General features: G+C 54.5%; 14 protein-coding genes and 2 rRNA genes. 3 read left to right on the top strand and 13 right to left on the bottom strand.

Annotated features, from left to right (window positions below):
• Positions 1–44: 44 nt before the first annotated feature.
• The 3 genes from BBOMB_RS05850 to BBOMB_RS05840 all read left to right on the top strand — a co-directional run bounded on the left by BBOMB_RS05850 (position 45) and on the right by BBOMB_RS05840 (position 2,925).
• A complete protein-coding gene (locus BBOMB_RS05850; protein ID WP_044087546.1) occupies positions 45–1,292 on the top strand; it encodes an acyltransferase family protein in 1,248 nt (415 codons plus the stop codon).
• A 60-nt stretch (positions 1,293–1,352) separates the two neighbouring features.
• Complete coding sequence (mscL, locus tag BBOMB_RS05845) at positions 1,353–1,844, top strand: large conductance mechanosensitive channel protein MscL (protein ID WP_044087545.1); 492 nt, start codon at positions 1,353–1,355, stop codon at positions 1,842–1,844.
• A 298-nt stretch (positions 1,845–2,142) separates the two neighbouring features.
• Complete coding sequence (locus tag BBOMB_RS05840) at positions 2,143–2,925, top strand: nitroreductase family protein (RefSeq protein WP_044087588.1); 783 nt, start codon at positions 2,143–2,145, stop codon at positions 2,923–2,925.
• Positions 2,926–3,134: 209 nt separating this feature from the next.
• Here the strand turns inward: BBOMB_RS05840 and BBOMB_RS05835 are convergent, their stop codons facing one another.
• The 13 genes from BBOMB_RS05835 to BBOMB_RS05780 form a co-directional block, all read right to left on the bottom strand.
• Complete coding sequence (locus BBOMB_RS05835) at positions 3,135–3,977, bottom strand: TrmH family RNA methyltransferase (RefSeq protein ID WP_081867332.1); 843 nt, start codon at positions 3,975–3,977, stop codon at positions 3,135–3,137.
• Positions 3,978–4,385: 408 nt separating this feature from the next.
• Positions 4,386–4,637, bottom strand: coding sequence for a hypothetical protein (locus BBOMB_RS08360; protein WP_081867331.1), 252 nt, complete (start codon positions 4,635–4,637; stop codon positions 4,386–4,388).
• 4 nt (positions 4,638–4,641) lie between these two features.
• Positions 4,642–5,655, bottom strand: coding sequence for an aldo/keto reductase (locus tag BBOMB_RS05830; RefSeq protein ID WP_081867330.1), 1,014 nt, complete (start codon positions 5,653–5,655; stop codon positions 4,642–4,644).
• A gap of 223 nt (positions 5,656–5,878) precedes the next feature.
• A complete protein-coding gene (gene ptsP, locus BBOMB_RS05825; protein WP_044087543.1) occupies positions 5,879–7,504 on the bottom strand; it encodes a phosphoenolpyruvate--protein phosphotransferase in 1,626 nt (541 codons plus the stop codon).
• Positions 7,501–7,764, bottom strand: coding sequence for an HPr family phosphocarrier protein (locus BBOMB_RS05820; RefSeq protein ID WP_044087541.1), 264 nt, complete (start codon positions 7,762–7,764; stop codon positions 7,501–7,503). The genes ptsP and BBOMB_RS05820 overlap by 4 nt, the downstream gene beginning before the upstream one ends.
• Before the next feature lie 354 nt (positions 7,765–8,118).
• On the bottom strand, positions 8,119–8,856 hold the full coding sequence (gene alsE / locus BBOMB_RS05815; RefSeq protein WP_238549904.1) for a D-allulose 6-phosphate 3-epimerase: 738 nt from the start codon (positions 8,854–8,856) through the stop codon (positions 8,119–8,121).
• Between the two features lie 66 nt (positions 8,857–8,922).
• Positions 8,923–10,038, bottom strand: coding sequence for a PTS fructose transporter subunit IIC (locus BBOMB_RS05810; protein WP_044087539.1), 1,116 nt, complete (start codon positions 10,036–10,038; stop codon positions 8,923–8,925).
• Positions 10,039–10,085: 47 nt separating this feature from the next.
• On the bottom strand, positions 10,086–10,397 hold the full coding sequence (locus BBOMB_RS05805) for a PTS fructose transporter subunit IIB (RefSeq protein WP_044087538.1): 312 nt from the start codon (positions 10,395–10,397) through the stop codon (positions 10,086–10,088).
• Between the two features lie 56 nt (positions 10,398–10,453).
• On the bottom strand, positions 10,454–10,930 hold the full coding sequence (locus BBOMB_RS05800) for a PTS sugar transporter subunit IIA (RefSeq protein ID WP_044087537.1): 477 nt from the start codon (positions 10,928–10,930) through the stop codon (positions 10,454–10,456).
• Positions 10,930–11,385, bottom strand: coding sequence for a PTS sugar transporter subunit IIA (locus tag BBOMB_RS05795; RefSeq protein ID WP_044087536.1), 456 nt, complete (start codon positions 11,383–11,385; stop codon positions 10,930–10,932). The genes BBOMB_RS05800 and BBOMB_RS05795 overlap by 1 nt, the downstream gene beginning before the upstream one ends.
• A complete protein-coding gene (locus BBOMB_RS05790; RefSeq protein ID WP_044087535.1) occupies positions 11,382–12,968 on the bottom strand; it encodes a BglG family transcription antiterminator in 1,587 nt (528 codons plus the stop codon). Before BBOMB_RS05790 ends, BBOMB_RS05795 begins: the two co-directional genes overlap by 4 nt.
• 475 nt (positions 12,969–13,443) lie before the next feature.
• Positions 13,444–13,560, bottom strand: a 5S ribosomal RNA gene (gene rrf / locus BBOMB_RS05785).
• Between the two features lie 176 nt (positions 13,561–13,736).
• Positions 13,737–16,808: ribosomal RNA gene (locus BBOMB_RS05780) — 23S ribosomal RNA — on the bottom strand.
• Between the last annotated feature and the right edge of the window lie 413 nt (positions 16,809–17,221).

Genomic DNA, 17,221 nt, shown 5'->3' with positions numbered 1-17,221 from the left:
TAGACTTATTGAAACGAATCGACGAGTGAACATGAAAGGCGTTTATGCAAAGGCAACCGGCTGTAGCGAACGATGATTCCGACATGCCCGTCCCTTCACAGGGAAGCGGCTACATGGTTGGCGATGAGGCCCGCCCCATCCGTAGCACGAATCGGGACGGGCGCATCGAGCTGTTGCGTATCGTCGCCATGTCGCTTATCGTGGTATGCCATTTCACGATTCATATGCCTTGGAATCTACGTGGACTGCCCGGGGCCGCAGGAATCGTAAGCCAGTTCGTCGTCCAGAACGGACAGATCGGCGTCGTCCTCTTTTTCCTTATCACCGGTTTTTTCCAGACCGGTCGGGCCTTCAACCTGCATGGCATCATACGTACCTGGCTTCAGACGTTTCTCTATTCGGCAATGATCTTCGTCGCGGCACTGGCAGGAGTCGTCGTATCGCCGCACGGCGCAGGGACACGCTTGCCCGAACAGGTCGCCGCCATGCTCTCATCAGGAGGCACATCAGCGACGCGAGTGGTCATGGAAATGCTGATGCCCGTTTTAAGCGGACAATATTGGTTTATATCCGCTTACATCCTTTTGCTGTTCCTGTCGCCCTTCCTTAACATGATCTTTGAACACGGCAGGCGCGACGCCCTATTCGCCCTGCTCTGCCTTCTTATGACCTGCTCATTCCTCCCGTTGTTGGGCTTTACACAGACCGTACCGTTCAAACCAGTCGTATACGCGGTAACTTGTTACCTCATCGGCGGTTACATCAAGACATATCCCGATGCTCTGGACACGCATAACGGCTTCGCCTTCATGGCCGCGACCCTCACCTCATACGCCGTGATCATGCTGGCTTTCGATTGGGTCATCTCCAGACGACTGCCTTTCGCGGAGGCGCTTCGCTGGGAGGACGACCCCGTGGTATTGCTCAATGGCTTCCAGGTGCTGATGTCCACCGTGACCTTCCGGTACACGGTACGTGCCAGCCGCGAGCGCGGCCCCAAACAATCACGTCTGCTCTGCCTCCTGGCTTCAGGCATGTTCAGCGTCTATCTGCTGCACGATAATTTAGCGGTGCGGCATGTGGGGTTCTACCTTCTGTCCACGCTCATCGCCAAGCCGGAATCACCGTGGGCCTGTCTTGGCCTCGGCGCACTTCTAACGGTCCTGATCTTCGTCGGCTTCACCTGTCTGGCCTTGCTTCTGGACGCCTGCATCATTAATCCGCTGATCAGCCGGTTGGCTCCACGACTGGAAAATGCGCTGTACAGTATGAGCCATCATGGCATAGAATGAAACAATCGTCATGGCTGAGGAGTCAGAGCCACACGGATGTGCATATACATGGGAGGAACAATGTTCAAAGGTTTCAAGGAATTCATATCACGAGGCAACATGATAGACATGGCCGTAGGCGTGGTCATGGGCTCAGCTGTCACCGCCGTGGTGAACGCAATCGTCAAGGACCTCATCAATCCCCTCATCTCCATGTTTTTCGGAAAGCCGAACATGGACAACATCCTCAACTTCACTTTCAACCATGCAACCATATCGTTCGGCGGCATTTTTTCCGCTCTATTGAACTTCCTGATCATGGCCGCCGCTATCTACTTCTTCATCGTAGTGCCGATCAACAAATTCCGCGATGTCTCCAAGGTGATAGTCAACAAGATGGGTCTCGTCGAGACGCAAGAAGACAAGAAAGACGAGGCGAAGAGCGACAAGCAGCCGGAACCAGCGGAGGCCGATCCGCGCACCATCGAACTTCTTGGCCGTATAGCCGACAACCTCGATGCCATCAACCGCAAGACGACAATCACCAGTCGGCCCGTCTCACCGCAAAGCTGACGCCTTCCAAACGCATCACCGCGCCTCTACGCCACCGCGCCGACAATGCGCCACTGACCACAATTCGGTCTATAACCAATCCATACCTAGCACCGTACACCCTCAGGAAGGCCGATTCAAGTCTGATCATGATCGTCCGATGGGACTATGACGACCATACAAGCGGAATTGTAATCTTCGCGACAATCGTGGCCAGCAACGGCGCGTCCATTGCAATAAAGCCATACCTTGCACAACAGACCTTCCCTGCCAGCGCAACGAACTCGACCTTTTGAAAAAGTCATGCCAGAATACCAATATGACAACTTCATCAACTTCAAACAGCACGATAGAAACCCTACTTAACCGTCGTTCGATTCGCCGATACAAGCAGGAGCCAATCGACGAGGTGACCGTAGCCGCAATCGAGGAAGCCGCCCAGCACGCCGCGAACAGCCAGTACCTGAATGACTGGTCGGCCATCCGCATCAAGAATCAATCTATCAAAGACAAAATCGCCAAAATCGGCCATCAGTCTTATATCGCCCAGGCCCCATTGCTGTATGTGTTCGTTGCGGACGAACACCGGAACGCGGCGGTAGCAACCAAGGCCGGTGTTCACACGGAGTCGGACGAGTTCACGCTCAACTCCACATACCGCCTCATCCAGTCCCACAACGATGCGGTACTGGCACTGCACGCTATGGAGACCGCCGCCGAATCGCTTGGCTTGGGCTGCGTGATTCTGGGCACGGTGCTCAACGATACGCCGGGACTCATCGAACTGCTTCACCTGCCTAAATACACCTACCCGGTGCTTGGTCTCGCGATCGGCAAGCCTGATCAGGAGCCAGCAATCAAACCGCGGTTGAAACGTTCGGCGCAGTTCTTCGATGACGCCTATCCCGAGGATGACGGCGCAATTCTGAACGATATGGGCGACTTTGACCAAGAGGTGCACCGGTATTACGACCTGCGCCGGCCCGACCGCCCAGTCGAGAAGTTCAGCGACCAAATTGCCTCGAAATCCGTCGATCGCGGTGTTTTCAAGATGGCGTTGACCAAACATGCTCCTGCTCAAGGCTTCGACCTCGAACGATAAGGTTTCCGGACCATGCGACCGAACGAAAACATCAGCTCATGGCGGGATGTCAAACGTAAGCTCAGGCACCCCGCCATCACCATAGCCATCAGATGATGCAGCCTGAACTGCGACATCTAGGCTACCGGACACTTGAGCGAACCAACCCGTTGAGGTCCACGCTGGAAAGCGGCTCCTGGACGGACAACGCCTCAGGACTGGCTTGTGGCTTATGCCTTATGCAGCGCGATGTTGCGCTCCATGCGTTGCTGAAGCGCTATGCCGGTGGCCACCGAAACGTTGAGGGACTCGACTTCGTCAATCATCGGAATCGACACGGTCGCGGGATCAAGCCCATCTGCATTGAACGAGGGGCCTCGCTTCTCGCTGCCCATGACGAAGGCCAATCGATTGTCCAGACCGCTCAATGAACGCAGATCCGTGCGCCCATGTGCATCAAACAGCACAGGCCGAACCCCCTCGCGCTTGAGGAACTCCCGTAAGCTACCGGAGTCGCTGAGCACCACAGGCAATGAAAATACATACCCCCGGCTGGAGCGAATGAGACGCGCGTCGCTGATCCGTTCCAAATCGCTGTCGAGCAATACCACTCCGGAAGCACCCAACGCATATGAGGTACGGATGATGGCGCCGATGTTCCCCACTATCTTCACCCCGTCGAGCACGACGAAGTCCTGCCTCCCCGAGGCAAGCACATCCAAGGTGAGCGCCCGAGGCGCAGTGGCGACGCCGAAAAGCTTGGGCTTTTTTCCTGCGGGGAAAAGCAGTCTTAAAATCTCGTTGGTCACGGGCCTCACCGGTATGCGCCTGTCACCGGCCATGTCGAGCACGGTCTGCGCCGGTGGAAAGTTCTCTGCAAAATACAACTCCTGAACCTTCACCCCGGCGTTCACCGCCTGTAATGTGGGCTCCTCATCCTCAAGTAGAATGGTCTTCGCGTTCTGCCTGGAATGTTTGGTTATATCCAAAATCCGCTGCACCGCCGGATCGCTGCGTTTACTTACCTTCTCACCAGTCATTGCCATCACCATACCGATTCGCCTTTCAGCCATGTCACTCGTTCCTTATTGCCACCGTCATTCTACACAACCGGCAATGCATGACCGCAAAAACGTCACCAGAACCCGCAGGACCGTCGATTCGCAGCACACGCCTTCGATTCCGGGACCAGCCAGGCTAGGCGGTCAAATCCGTGTGACAAGACTACACGACAAGACTATGCGACAAGACTACACGAGACAAAATCATCTGGCCGAACCATTGGACGGAAACCTTTGGGATAACGCAACGAAAACCATTGACGATAACCAATCGGAACAACAGCCTCGTGGCGGCGTCATCGCTGCGCACCAAGATCATCGCTGTGTGCCCGCGTCATCGCTGCGCACTCGCGTCATCGCTATGTGCCGAGCCGAAAACGGGCATCGATCCAAAGGACTTCCCCACCTTGCCTAATTCGTTCAATAGCGCGGCTTATAGCCCCGTTTACGGGATCTCGGCCGACCTGCACCCTTGTAATGCTGCATCGTCCCCATGGAATTCTTCGGGTCGTGGTGCGTCAGATGCCACCGGCCGCAGAATTCACAACGATATACCCAAAGTTCCGTTCCCCGCTCGATGAAGCTCTGCTCCGCCGCACGAAGCGCCTGTACTCTGTCGTGGTACATGATTTTATTGGAGGAAGGGCAACGTTTGGGAGTGAAGTAGTGCACGTCCCTATTGTACGCATCGGTCTTGCACGTAGCGAACGCTATCGCGGTTTGCTACGTGCAAGACACCAAGAAAACGGCATCTAGGCAGATCGTTGCCGGCGGCCATGTACAGACCGTACCATTCCTGCGCCGTAAGATCCACGTCAGCTCCCTGCGCCATTCGGGTAATCCTGCCGGGCGTCATGGAACCGATGAGGACCTGCATCATCGCCGGATGCTTAAGAATCCATGCCACAGCTATCGCGCTTTTATCCACGGCATGTTCATCCGCGATGGCTTTCAACCGCGCGTTGAGCTCCGGGAACCGTGGGTCATCAAGGAACACCCCCTTAAAGAACCCGTATTGGAAGGGACTCCATGCCTGTATTGTCATGTTCCTCAGACGCGAATAGCTGATGAGACCTCCATCGTGGTCCACGCTCGGCGCGTCATCCATGTTGACATGGAACTCCTGCTGAATCATGCCGGTATGTCCGAGTCCAAATTGCAACTGATTGACTTCCAACTTCCGGCTCACGGCGCTTTGCAACAACTCGACCTGTAGCGGATTGACGTTGCTCACGCCAAAATGCCGCACCTTGCCGCTGGTACCCAGCTCGTCGAGCGCCTCTGAAAGCTCATCAAGATCCACCAACGTATCAGGACGGTGCAACAGGACGAAGTCAAGGTAGTCCGTCTGCAGGTTCCTCAGCTCGCCGTCAACTGCATCGAGCAAATACCGCTTCGAAAAATCATATCGTTCGATCGCATCAGTGACCGGGTCACGGTAGATGCCGATCTTCGTTTGGATATATATGGAGCCACGTTCGACATCAAGGTCTTTCAAGGCCTGACCGAGCCTTCTGCTGCTCTCGCCTGCCGCATAGCAATCTGCCGTGTCGAAGAAATCGATTCCTGACGAAAGTGCAGTACCCACCACGTCACGTGCCTCATCGGGCGTTTTGGCATTCATGCGCATCGCCCCGAGCGCGACGCGAGAGGCATGGATGTCTGACCGCCCCAGTTCACTGTATTTCATAGTCACTCCTCCCCCGACATCGCGACGGCGCGATGCGTCAATATTCGTAGTCAACGATACACGCTCGTTGGCGACAAACGAAACCATGCTTAAGGTACACCGATTCTGTAACACACGATCGGCGCAGTACAACACGGACCCATATGGCGCGTTTCCAAGAACAATCAGGAAAACCCATATGGGTCCGCGATTCGTCAATGCAATGAAGTCGATGCCGAAGAAGTTAATGCTCTCGAACGATCTCCCGTACCGGAAGCACACTGCTTGGAGTGACGGAAAGCTCGTCGATGCCATCATCCACGAAAGTCTGGGTAAGCTCGCGATCTGCCCCGAGCTCTCCGCATATTCCGCACCAAATACCGGCGTCATGCGCAGCCTTCGCCGTCATGGCTATCATGCGCAGGACAGCAGGGGAATGCGGATCTGCAAATCGTGACAAGTTCGGGTTCTGCCGATCGCAGGCCAATGTGTACTGAGTCAGGTCATTCGTGCCAATGGAGAAGAAATCAACCTCCCGAGCCAGTTCAGGCGCCATTATTACGGAAGCGGGCGTTTCAATCATAATGCCAACTTTGATGCGTTCATCGAAATCCACATGCTCGCTGCGCAATTGCGCCTTCACCGCTTCAATGATCGCTTTGGCGTCATGCACCTCGTTCACGGAAGTAATCATCGGCAGCATGATGGAGATGTTGCCGAACGCAGAGGCCCTCAGAATCGCACGAAGCTGCACTTTGAAGATCTCGGGACGAGTCAGGCAGATTCGGATGGCGCGGTATCCAAGCGCCGGATTCGCCTCATGTTCCAGACCAAAGTAACCCACCTGCTTGTCAGCACCGATATCAAGCGTGCGGATGACGACGTTCTTGCCTTCCATCCGCTGTGCCACCTCACGGTAAGCGTTGAACTGGAATTCCTCTGTTGGATAATCCTGGCTGTCGAGGTAAAGGAATTCGCTGCGGAACAAGCCGATGCCCTCGGCATCGTTGGCGAGCACATCATCCACATCGGATGGTCGGCCAATATTGGCATACAGCTTGATTCGCTGTCCCTTTGAAGTCTGGGTCGGTTTGCCCTTGAGCTCCTGCAGCAAGCGCTGATGCTCCGAATATCGGCGCTGCTTTTCTTGATATTCGCGAAGGGTTGTTTCATCGGGATCGACGATCACCACCCCCTCATCACCATCAACAACGGCCTGTTTACCATCATCACGCTCGTCAAACGAATCACCGATACCGATGACCGCAGGCAAAGCCATCGTACGAGCCAAAATGGCGGTGTGCGCGTTCCGGGAGCCTTTTGAAGTGACCAGCGCCATAATTGTCGTCCTATCGAGCTGCGCGGTTTGGCTAGGGGTCAAATCCTCAGCCATGATGATGTGAGGCCCTTGATTCTCGGTCTTCTTCCCAGTGCCTTCAGACTCCCCCGTCAATGCCGCAATCAGTCGCTCTGATACATCACGCACATCGGCAGCTCGGGATTTCATGTACTCATTATCCATTCGCGAGAACATCTCCGCGAACTTTTCTCCCGTCGCATGGACGGCATATTCAGCATTTACGCCTTCATCGGTGATCATCCGCTCAACGTTGTCCACATAACCGGGATCTTGAACCATGAGCTTATGAGCATCAAATAGTTGTGCCTTGTCCTCGCCGAGATCAGCAGCCGTGCTGGTGCGCAGCGCATCGAGCTGGGCCACTGCTTGGCTCTGGGCCCCACGGAAACGCTCGATTTCCGCAACGGTGTCCTTCACTTCTTGGCGTACCACTGTTTCCTTTTCCTTCAAAACCGATATGTGCCCTATGGCGATACCGGCCGACACACCTGTACCTTGAATCGTCTTCATTTCAAGTTCTCCTTAAAGAAACGCTCCAAATTCTGCGCTGCGCTTTCCTCGTCCTTCCCTTCGACTCTAACCGTAAGCATGTCACCACACTTGACGCCCAGGCCCATGATGCCAAGGATGCTTTTCGCATCAGCGACGGATTCTCCCAAACCGACGGTGACCTGCGACTGACAAGCCTGAGCCTTGGACACAAGCTCACTTGCTGGTCTTGCATGAAGGCCATTCGGATCAGTCACAACAAACGTGAATGAACGCGCCATAATTCCTCTCCTTAATTTTCGTGACATCTCATCGCGGTGCAAATCGACAATCGACAAACCTTGCATGTAAGGCTTCGCTTTAACATCCTTCGGGTGTGAAACAATATGAGGAAACCGCGCCATAGCACGGTATTTGAAGTACCATCATTGGATTTACGACTGTATGCCAGCACCGGATACAATTCATAGGCGCCGTTGCCTGCGACCCTAAATCATTGGTCACGGGCAACGGTCATTGACCCAACGCACCTGAACAAGGTGCGTAAGCAGGTTCCACATTACAACGAAACGAGGAACCTTAAGCATAGCGGCAACGGTGTGCGGATTCCCCGCACACACGCAGCCGCTTCCATATCACTTCCTGCAGTCAGGCATTCCCGTGTCGAACCGATAGCCTGTGGACATTTCATATTCCTGAACCATCTGCTTCCAGGAATCCGCTATGTTATCGGTCAGACCGAAGAGCCCGCTGCGCCCGATGACATAGACATCCGGATCCGCATCAGAGATCATCTTCCAATGCGCCAGATTCGTGGAACCATCCATCTGAATCCTGTAGCGGTAACCATGCTCCTCTCGAAGCCGTCGCAGCTCAACGATCTTGTCGAGACACACCTGAAGAAAACGTTGACCCGCAAACCCCGGATCGATCGTCATCACCATGACGCTGTCAAGCTGATCAATGAACGGCATCAACGAACTCACCGGTGTCTCTGGATTCATGACCATGCCGGCTTTAAGCCCGGCATCATGAATCTGATCGATCAATCTGAAAGCCACTCCATTGGTTACTTCCACGGGCATGCTTATCTCTTCACACTTGATGTCAACGAGCTGCTGAACCCAAAAAGTCGCGTCGGTCACCATCAGGTGCGCACTCATCGGCAGGTTCGAAATCTTACGCGCCTCTTCTATGAACCAAGGTGAAAGAGTGATGTTAGGGACGAAATGACCGTCCATGATGTCAATATGATACTGATTGACCCTCGTGTCAAGGAAAGTCAGCTGTTCCTTAAATTGATCGAGATCCATCGTCATCAGCGATGGAGCGAGTGCGATTTCACGTTCTTTGAGTGTTGATGTCGAATCCATCGACATAAATCTTCCTTTCATTTCGATGCTGGCGCGGGATTTCATGAACCGCGCCCGACATCACATTCACATGACCTGGATGTCGTCCAGATTCAGTTCTTCCTCATCATCGGCGTCAGAGACAGCTTGTTCACTGCCCTCAGGAATGTCCTTCTTGATCAGCGCGTACACCACGCCTGTGACCACAACGTTCGCAGCAATCGCCAATAGACCGACCCACCACAGCGAGCCCATGGTCGGCAGCATGAGGAAACCACCAAACGGAACGGTCGCACCCTTCGCACCGGTCAGTGCCATCAGCGTCGCACCTTCGCAAATACCACCAAGAGCAGCGGCCACAACACCACGAACGAGATCATTCATCACGATCGGGATGGTCCCTTCGACGATGTTGACCACGCCCATCGGGACGGACGACTTAAGCGTCTCAACCTCTTCATGGGTATAAATGCGTTTACGCAACAGCTTGGCCACGAGATAGGCGAAACCGAAGCCAATTGGAGTTGCCGTATTGGTCAATTGCAGCGCTGTGACAGGACCATTGATACCCTGTGCCTGCAAAGTGAGGGCGAACGCGAATACCGTCTTGTTGATGGGTCCGCCGAAATCAACAATGCTCAAACCACCGATGACGCCGCCGAGAACCAAGTTTGAAGCACCATTAAGGCTCTTCAGCAAGTTCGTAAGCCAATCAGTGAACCAGGAGACGGGAGTGCCTATGATGTAGACCATAATCAGGCCGCTGAGCAGCGATGCGATAAACGGTACGATCAATGTCGGCATAAGACCTTTGGCCCACTTCGGCACTTTGAAATACTTAAGCACCGCAAAGGCAAGCCAACCGGCTATATAACCACCGATCATACCTCCAATGAAGCCCGCGCTGATGGATACTGCGGCGAGACCAGTGACGAAGCCAGGGGCGATGCCCGGTTTCCCGGCGATGGAAAAGGCAATTCCAGTGGCAATGATCACAGGAAGCAGACCAAGAGCCTTACCACCGAGGGTAGCCATAGCCTGCCAGAAGTCGAATTTGCCCATAACTAGAGCGTCTTGGCTTTTGCCACCGAATGCCATGCCTATGGCTATGATGAAACCTGCTCCGCACACGATCGGGATCATGTATGAGATAGCTGTCAGCAAATGACCTTTAAAATTAGCTTTTTTCCAAAAATCTTTCATGATAACTTCTTTGTTTCGGTTAATTTGTTATATGTCTTATCGCCTCATTACTTCGAGACGATTTCGTGCAGCTTTTCGATAAGCTTGTTGGGTGATTTGATGGCCGTGTCCGTTGAGACCCTGACCACTTTCTTGCCTTTGAACCTATCCTCGTCCGCAATCTTGATATCGACCGCAAGAATCACGACATCAGCGCCGGCGATGTCCTCGTCGGTCAATGCGTTCTCTATGCCGATTGTGCCCTGCGTCTCGATCTTGATCTGATCACCGGCTGCCTCGGCCGCATCCTGAAGCTTTTGCTGCGCCAAGTATGTGTGAGCGATACCGATAGTGCACGCAGTGACTCCCACAATTTTCATATTGTTCTCCTTTGATTGATGGTTAATATCAAATGTTCAATGGCCATGCAGGTCGCTCAATCGTTCAGCAACGCGGCCTTCACCTGATCCACGTCGGTTGCGGCAATGAGCGACTTAACCACGTCAGCCTTCGCCAGACGGCGTGCGAACAAGGAAAGCAATTGCAGATGGCGCTTGGATCCTTCGTCATCAGAACCGACAGCGAACAAGACCACGACTTTTGCTCCGGTATCATCAAGTGACTCCCACGGAATCTCATCTTTCAATACGGCCACTGCAACGCCATTACGTTTGACCGTATCGCTACGCCCATGCGGTATGGCCACGTATCCACCGATGCCAGTGGCTCCCTGCTGTTCACGTTCATGGATCGCGTCGATGAAGCTATCCGCATCGGCGACATATCTCGCCGCTTCGAGCCGATCAGCCAAGTCACGGAAGACATCTTCCTTGCCTTTGGCTTCCAGACCCGTAACGATGATTCTCGGATCCAGAACCTCGGCCAGCGCGGCCGTATCCATCGTTTCCGCCATTATTCCCCTTCCTCCAGCAGCAATCGCCGGATTTCCTGTTGTGTGCCATTAGCCAATAACGCTAAAATCTCATCATCCGCCATACTCCGATACCAACCGCACACCTCTCGAACTTCCTCCTGCGTCGGAGAAGTGGAAAGCATGGTTAGCAGCATCCGACTAAACCCAGATTCAACAGTCGACGCGTAAACTGCATTGGCTCTCAACGGTTTGGCGAATTTGACATATATCATCGTCGAAACAAGCACATTCGAACTCTGCGCATGTGGGTTGACGAGACCGTGCGACAACATGACGTCCCCCGCACGGCAACGGCTTCCCAAATCGTTTTCGATACGCGACGCTTCCTTCCCCAAACCAGCCCTGCACACATACTCGCTTAACACATGCAAGGCTCGATCCAAGTCAGTACAATCCTTTAAAAACTCAGGCTCCCACAACAGCAATCTTTTCATAGACCGCACCGCCGCTCATTGAATTCCTCACGCGCACCCTTAAGCACGCGCAGCGCTTTCCCCGAACGAATTTCATCGGCTTTGCGCTCAAGACGCTCCTGATCTTCAATCGTCAACATGGCACTCACCACCAAGACGGGGACCCTGACCTCACCTCCGAGACCCACTGTCGAAACGACAAGATCTACCTCAGGATGCTTTTCCATCGCGCGCTGCAATTCCATTGACGCGACCGTTTCCACAATGTTGAACCCTGAAAACCTACGCTCGATTTTCCCTCTCAACAACTGCGCACTGCCAAGCCCCGTCGTACATACGATAATGATGTTGATTTTCGGGCGAACAGTATCGTACGCATTTGCGAAGTACACAGTTATGAACCCGACTTCCTCATCGTCGATCTCCCCCAAAGCGAATTGTGAAGCCATCTGCGCCGTCGCACTCTTGACGGTGTTGAATAACACAGGATACTCCAATATAATTTGCCCAAGCAGATTGTTGTTCACCCTGATTTTGTTCTGAAGTCTGTTAAGCAGCGGTTTCATATGCTTCGACAGGTTAATGAACAGTTCATTTGTGTTCATGTCAGCATACAGCGGATCCGAACAGACGATGTCGATGAGGTACCTGGTGACTTCGCGCGCCTTTTGTGAAGTTTCATCACTGGGTGGCAATGCCAAATCGATTCTGGAGGAAGTCAGATACTGATACAGATAGTAGACTTCGGTTTCCGGAAGCTTTGTATTGAGATACCGATCTAGGTTAGAGATGATGGATTTGCATATGCGAAGCAGCTGAGGATGGAGCTGAAGTTCCATGCGTTCCTCATCCGTGTATTGTTTCTCGTAGGCCGCGGCACCAACGCTCCTGAAGCGTTCTATGAGGATATACAGATGAGTGAACAAATTGACACTGTATGGATATGAAATCGTCGTGCCCGTTAATTCTTCGATATGCCCAAGCTGGTGTTGCACGAATTCAGCATCCCTTTGCTGCACAAGTTGATTGGCTTGAAGGAATCTACCCGCCGCCAACACGTCAGTGCTCGAAAGCAGATCACAAATCGCCCGACGAATATCGGCTTCCGACCCCTCTACCCAGATGCGGTCGCCGACTCGTTCGATGGTACAACCGTAATTGGTCAACACCTTCTTCAACCGGCGTATGTCCATTGTCACCGCTGACTCACTGATATAAAACTCGTCCCATAACCTACTGACGCTGAACTGCTGAGGGGCAGTCATCAAGAGTTTTTTTAGGACATAGTCCCTGCGTTCAACCGGAGTGGCGCGTGTTATATTGGCAGAGGCGTGGGAGTAAGATGGCGCCACGGAATTCGCACCGAAAGAGCCCGAACTGGGATCACCAAACGAGTCAGTCTCCGCAATATAGGAATCAGAAAGCCGGTAGCCTTTGCCTCGCATGGACTCAATAACCGGTCGCTCACCTGGAATTCCATTGATCTGTTTGACCATGCGAGCAACGGTACGAGTAGATACGCCGAGTGCATGCGCAAGATCGGAGGCTGGTACGAAGTCGCGCCTATTCAACAGGTAATCAATAATAGATTGCACTTGAATCATCTTCGAACGCCTCCTTACTCAATTGAATTATTGCGGAAAAAAGACGCGGAAATGCCAGATTCAATATACAGATTCGTCACTTGGCAACGGACAATTAATTCACAAGAAAAAGGGAACTACAAGACATTTCACAAAACTTAAGCGGCAAACTACAAAATCACGTTAAAGCAAATCTGGGCATATCACGTATCACACACAAAGGGAGTGCTTGTACGGCATGTTTCGTGCCGTGCGCGTGATAGTTAAGAACAGTCCGAGGCTTTTAAGGTCTAGGGAGTTGACTAGATGCCGCCACTAGGCGCAGTCAAGCTTTTCCTTGCAACATAAACCTGCGGTGGTCTATGTTGGGGGTATTGGTTTTGGGTGGTCGTCGCCGTGAACACGCACCCCGAAACGCCGGAACCCACACGTTTTGTCGTGTGCCACGTCGGATACAAAAAAGGGGGACACCCAAAGGCATCCCCCATAACATGTAATGCGGCGGCGTGCTACTCTCCCACACCCTCCCGAGTGCAGTACCATCGCCGTGCCAGGCCTTAGCTTCCGGGTTCGGAATGGGACCGGGCGTCTCCCCTGGGCTATGACCGCCGCAAATCTTCAATTAACACCCCGCAGGACAACCCACGAAGGGAATCAGCGGCGGTTCGGGGACCGGACAGCGGACGCGATTCAAGTGACACAGACCATTCCATAATCAAACTGCGCAGTATCATCCGATGCTCTCACACGCACGATCCCACGCCGACCCCACCCAAAAGCGGGAATCAAAGTGTATCGCCGTTCGGCCATTAGTACCGGTCGGCTCCACCCCTCACAGGCTTCCACGTCCGGCCTATCAACCAGGTGTTCTACCTGGGGCCTTCCACGCCTCAAGGACGTGCGGAATACTTATCTTGGAGCAGGCTTCCCGCTTAGATGCTTTCAGCGGTTATCCCTCCCGAACGTAGCCAACCGGCCATGCCGCTGGCGCGGCAACCGGCACACCAGAGGTTCGTCCACCCAGGTCCTCTCGTACTATGGGCAGGCCTCCTCAGTATTCCAACGAGCGCAGAGGATAGAGACCAAACTGTCTCACGACGTTCTGAACCCAGCTCGCGTGCCGCTTTAATCGGCGAACGGCCGAACCCTTGGGACCTGCTACAGCCCCAGGATGCGACGAGCCGACATCGAGGTGCCAAACCATCCCGTCGATATGGACTCTTGGGAATGATCAGCCTGTTATCCCCGGGGTACCTTTTATCCGTTGAGCGATGCCGCGTCCGTACGCCGGCACCGGATCACTATCCCCGACTTTCGTCCCTGCTCGACCCGTCGGTCTCGCAGTCAAGCTCCCTTGTGCGATTGCACTCAACACCCGATTGCCAACCGGGCTGAGGGAACCTTTGGGCGCCTCCGTTACTCTTTGGGAGGCAACCGCCCCAGTTAAACTACCCGCCAGGCACTGTCCCTGACACGGATAACGTGTCGAGGTGAGACGCCAGACGGCGGCAGAGCGGTATTTCACCTTGCGGCTCACCCATGGCTGGCGCCATGAGATCGAAGCCTTCCGCCTATGCTACACAGCCACCGTCTAACGCCAATACCAAGGTATAGTAAAGGTCCCGGGGTCTTTTCGTCCTTCTGCGCTTAACGAGCATCTTTACTCGTACTGCAATTTCGCCGAGCTCCTGGTCGAGACAGTGGGGAAGTCGTTACGCCATTCGTGCAGGTCGGAACTTACCCGACAAGGAATTTCGCTACCTTAGGATGGTTATAGTTACCACCGCCGTTTACCGGGGCTTGAATTCACCGCTGCCCCCTCACAAGGAGGGATGACGGATCCTCTTAACCTTCCGGCACCGGGCAGGCGTCAGTGCATATACAGCGGCTTGCGCCTTCGCATGCACCTGTGTTTTTGGTAAACAGTCGCTACCCCCTGGCTTGTGCCACCCCCCCAAGGCTCCCGCCGCTAGGACGTTCACCCGAAGGGGTCTCCCTTATGCCGAAGGCACGGGAGCAATTTGCCGAGTTCCTTGACCAGGATTCGCTCGATCGCTTTGGTATACTCTACCTGACCACCTGTGTCGGTTTGCGGTACGGGCGCCGTACGCCCTCACGCCGAAGCTTTTCTCGATCACGGGATCCACCGGATTCGTCCCTAAAGGGACCCACCATCACGCCTCGCCCATAAACACCCCCGGATTTGCCTAGGGGAAGGGCCGCACGCTTGGCCACGGACTACCACCGCCGCAGCCGGCCTACCCGTCATGTCACTCCTGCGCTGCCCTACTACACGGTCTGTCCCAACAGCACCGCATCAGGAACCCCGAAGGGAACCATCCACGACACCGGAGGTTAGTACCCACGCCTCGGACCTGTCGGTCGCACGCCGGTACGGGAATATCAACCCGTTCATCCATTCGACTACGCCTGTCGGCCTCGCCTTAGGACCCGACTCACCCGGGGACGATGAACGTGGCCCCGGAAACCTTGGTCATCCAGCGGACGGGATCCTCACCCGTCTCTCGCTACTCATGTCTGCATTCTCACTCCCCCACAGTCCACGACAGGCTTACGCCGCCGCTTCGCCCCGAGGGGGACGCTCTCCTACCCAGCATCAAACGATGCTGCCGCGTCTTCGGTGGTGTGCTTGAGCCCCGCTACATTGTCGGCGCGGAACCACTAGACCAGTGAGCTGTTACGCACTCTTTCAAGGATGGCTGCTTCTGAGCCAACCTCCTGGCTGTCGATGCGACTCCACATCCTTTCCCACTTAGCACACGCTTAGGGACCTTAGACGACGGTCTGGGCTGTTTCCCTTTCGACGACGGAGCTTATCCCCCGCCGACTCACTGCCGCGCTGAACCCCACGGTATTCGGAGTTTGGTTGCCTTCGGTACCCGCAAACGGGCCCTCAGGCATCCAGTAGCTCTACCCCCGATGGGGAAACACGCGACGCTGCACCTAAATGCATTTCGGAGAGAACCAGCTATCACGGAATTTGATTGGCCTTTCACCCCTAACCCCAAGTCATCCCCCCAGTTTTCAACCTAGGTGGGTGCGGTCCTCCACGCGGTCTTACCCGCGCTTCAACCTGCTCAGGGCTAGATCATCCCGCTTCGGGTCCAGGACACGCGACTCAAACGCCTCATTGAGACTCGCCTTCGCTACGGCTCCCCCACACGGGTTAGCCTCGCCACATGCCACTGACTCGCAGACTCATTTTTCGATAGGCACGCCGTCACCCCATAACAAGGCTCCGACGGTTCGCTGGCGCACGGTTTCAGAAACTATTTCACTCCCCTCCCGGGGTGCTTTTCACCTTTCCCTCACGGTACTCGTTCACTATCGGTCAGACAGGTATATTTAGGCTTTACCCAACGGTCTGGGCAGATTCACACGGAATTCCTCGTGGACCGTGCTACTCGGGACACACAATCCGGCAGGAGCGCGCCTTCGGCTACGGGGCCATCACCCTCTACGGCCCGGGATTCAACCCGGTTCGCCTACCACGCTCACATTCACCGGCCGGCCCCATCGGAGACCGGACACATGCTCCCACGACACCCCACACGCAACGCCCGACGGCTATCACACGCATGAGGTTTAGCCATGCTCCGCTTTCGCTCGCCACTACTCACGGAATATCTTTTCCTACAGGTACTGAGATGTTTCACTTCCCTGCGTACCCTCCACGCCACAAAGGCGGGTGCCAGCCCATCAAGGCCGGCGGGTTGCCCCATTCGGACACCCTCGGATCAAAGCCCGCTTGACGGCTCCCCGAGGCTTATCGCAATCTGCTACGTCCTTCATCGGTACTGTCTGCCAAGGCATCCACCATACGCCCCCATAAACGACACACCCCACACAAACACAAAGGAATGCACGCCACAGGACCTACATACGAAAAACACCAGACAACACTATTACTATCGCACAAAATGATCACAAAACGATCGACCGGACCCCCTTTAGAAACAGGGCCCAGCCATTAAAAATTGCATCACTAAACAAGAACGGCCTCAACCGTTCCTGCTCGCGTCCACTATCCAGTTCTCAAACCACCGCACACCAACCAGCCACGCACAGCCAACCAAGACCACCGCAACCGGAAGGGCACAGACCGCACCGCCCCGAAGGACGGGGTGACGATCCGGGAACCCAAAAGCATGCCCATACCACAAGAAGAACATCCATGACTGTTTCCACACCAGCAGGACAAACCACCCGAACATCGGGCAGCGTCCGACACCGGCCGGCAAACACCGACCTGA

Source organism: Bifidobacterium bombi DSM 19703 (assembly GCF_000737845.1).
GTDB lineage: Bacteria > Actinomycetota > Actinomycetes > Actinomycetales > Bifidobacteriaceae > Bifidobacterium > Bifidobacterium bombi.
The sequence above is the reverse complement of the archived record's forward strand: the minus strand, read 5'-3'. Positions and strand labels throughout refer to the sequence as shown.

Coding starts and splice junctions, on each gene's coding strand:
- BBOMB_RS05805 (WP_044087538.1), bottom strand. CDS start 10,397: ATGAAAATTGTGGGAGTCACTGCGTGCACTATCGGTATCGCTCACACA.
- BBOMB_RS05835 (WP_081867332.1), bottom strand. CDS start 3,977: ATGGCTGAAAGGCGAATCGGTATGGTGATGGCAATGACTGGTGAGAAG.
- BBOMB_RS05795 (WP_044087536.1), bottom strand. CDS start 11,385: ATGAAAAGATTGCTGTTGTGGGAGCCTGAGTTTTTAAAGGATTGTACT.
- BBOMB_RS05790 (WP_044087535.1), bottom strand. CDS start 12,968: ATGATTCAAGTGCAATCTATTATTGATTACCTGTTGAATAGGCGCGAC.
- alsE (WP_238549904.1), bottom strand. CDS start 8,856: ATGGATTCGACATCAACACTCAAAGAACGTGAAATCGCACTCGCTCCA.
- BBOMB_RS05820 (WP_044087541.1), bottom strand. CDS start 7,764: ATGGCGCGTTCATTCACGTTTGTTGTGACTGATCCGAATGGCCTTCAT.
- BBOMB_RS05810 (WP_044087539.1), bottom strand. CDS start 10,038: ATGAAAGATTTTTGGAAAAAAGCTAATTTTAAAGGTCATTTGCTGACA.
- BBOMB_RS05800 (WP_044087537.1), bottom strand. CDS start 10,930: ATGGCGGAAACGATGGATACGGCCGCGCTGGCCGAGGTTCTGGATCCG.
- BBOMB_RS05840 (WP_044087588.1), top strand. CDS start 2,143: ATGACAACTTCATCAACTTCAAACAGCACGATAGAAACCCTACTTAAC.
- BBOMB_RS05850 (WP_044087546.1), top strand. CDS start 45: ATGCAAAGGCAACCGGCTGTAGCGAACGATGATTCCGACATGCCCGTC.
- mscL (WP_044087545.1), top strand. CDS start 1,353: ATGTTCAAAGGTTTCAAGGAATTCATATCACGAGGCAACATGATAGAC.
- BBOMB_RS05830 (WP_081867330.1), bottom strand. CDS start 5,655: ATGAAATACAGTGAACTGGGGCGGTCAGACATCCATGCCTCTCGCGTC.
- ptsP (WP_044087543.1), bottom strand. CDS start 7,504: ATGAAGACGATTCAAGGTACAGGTGTGTCGGCCGGTATCGCCATAGGG.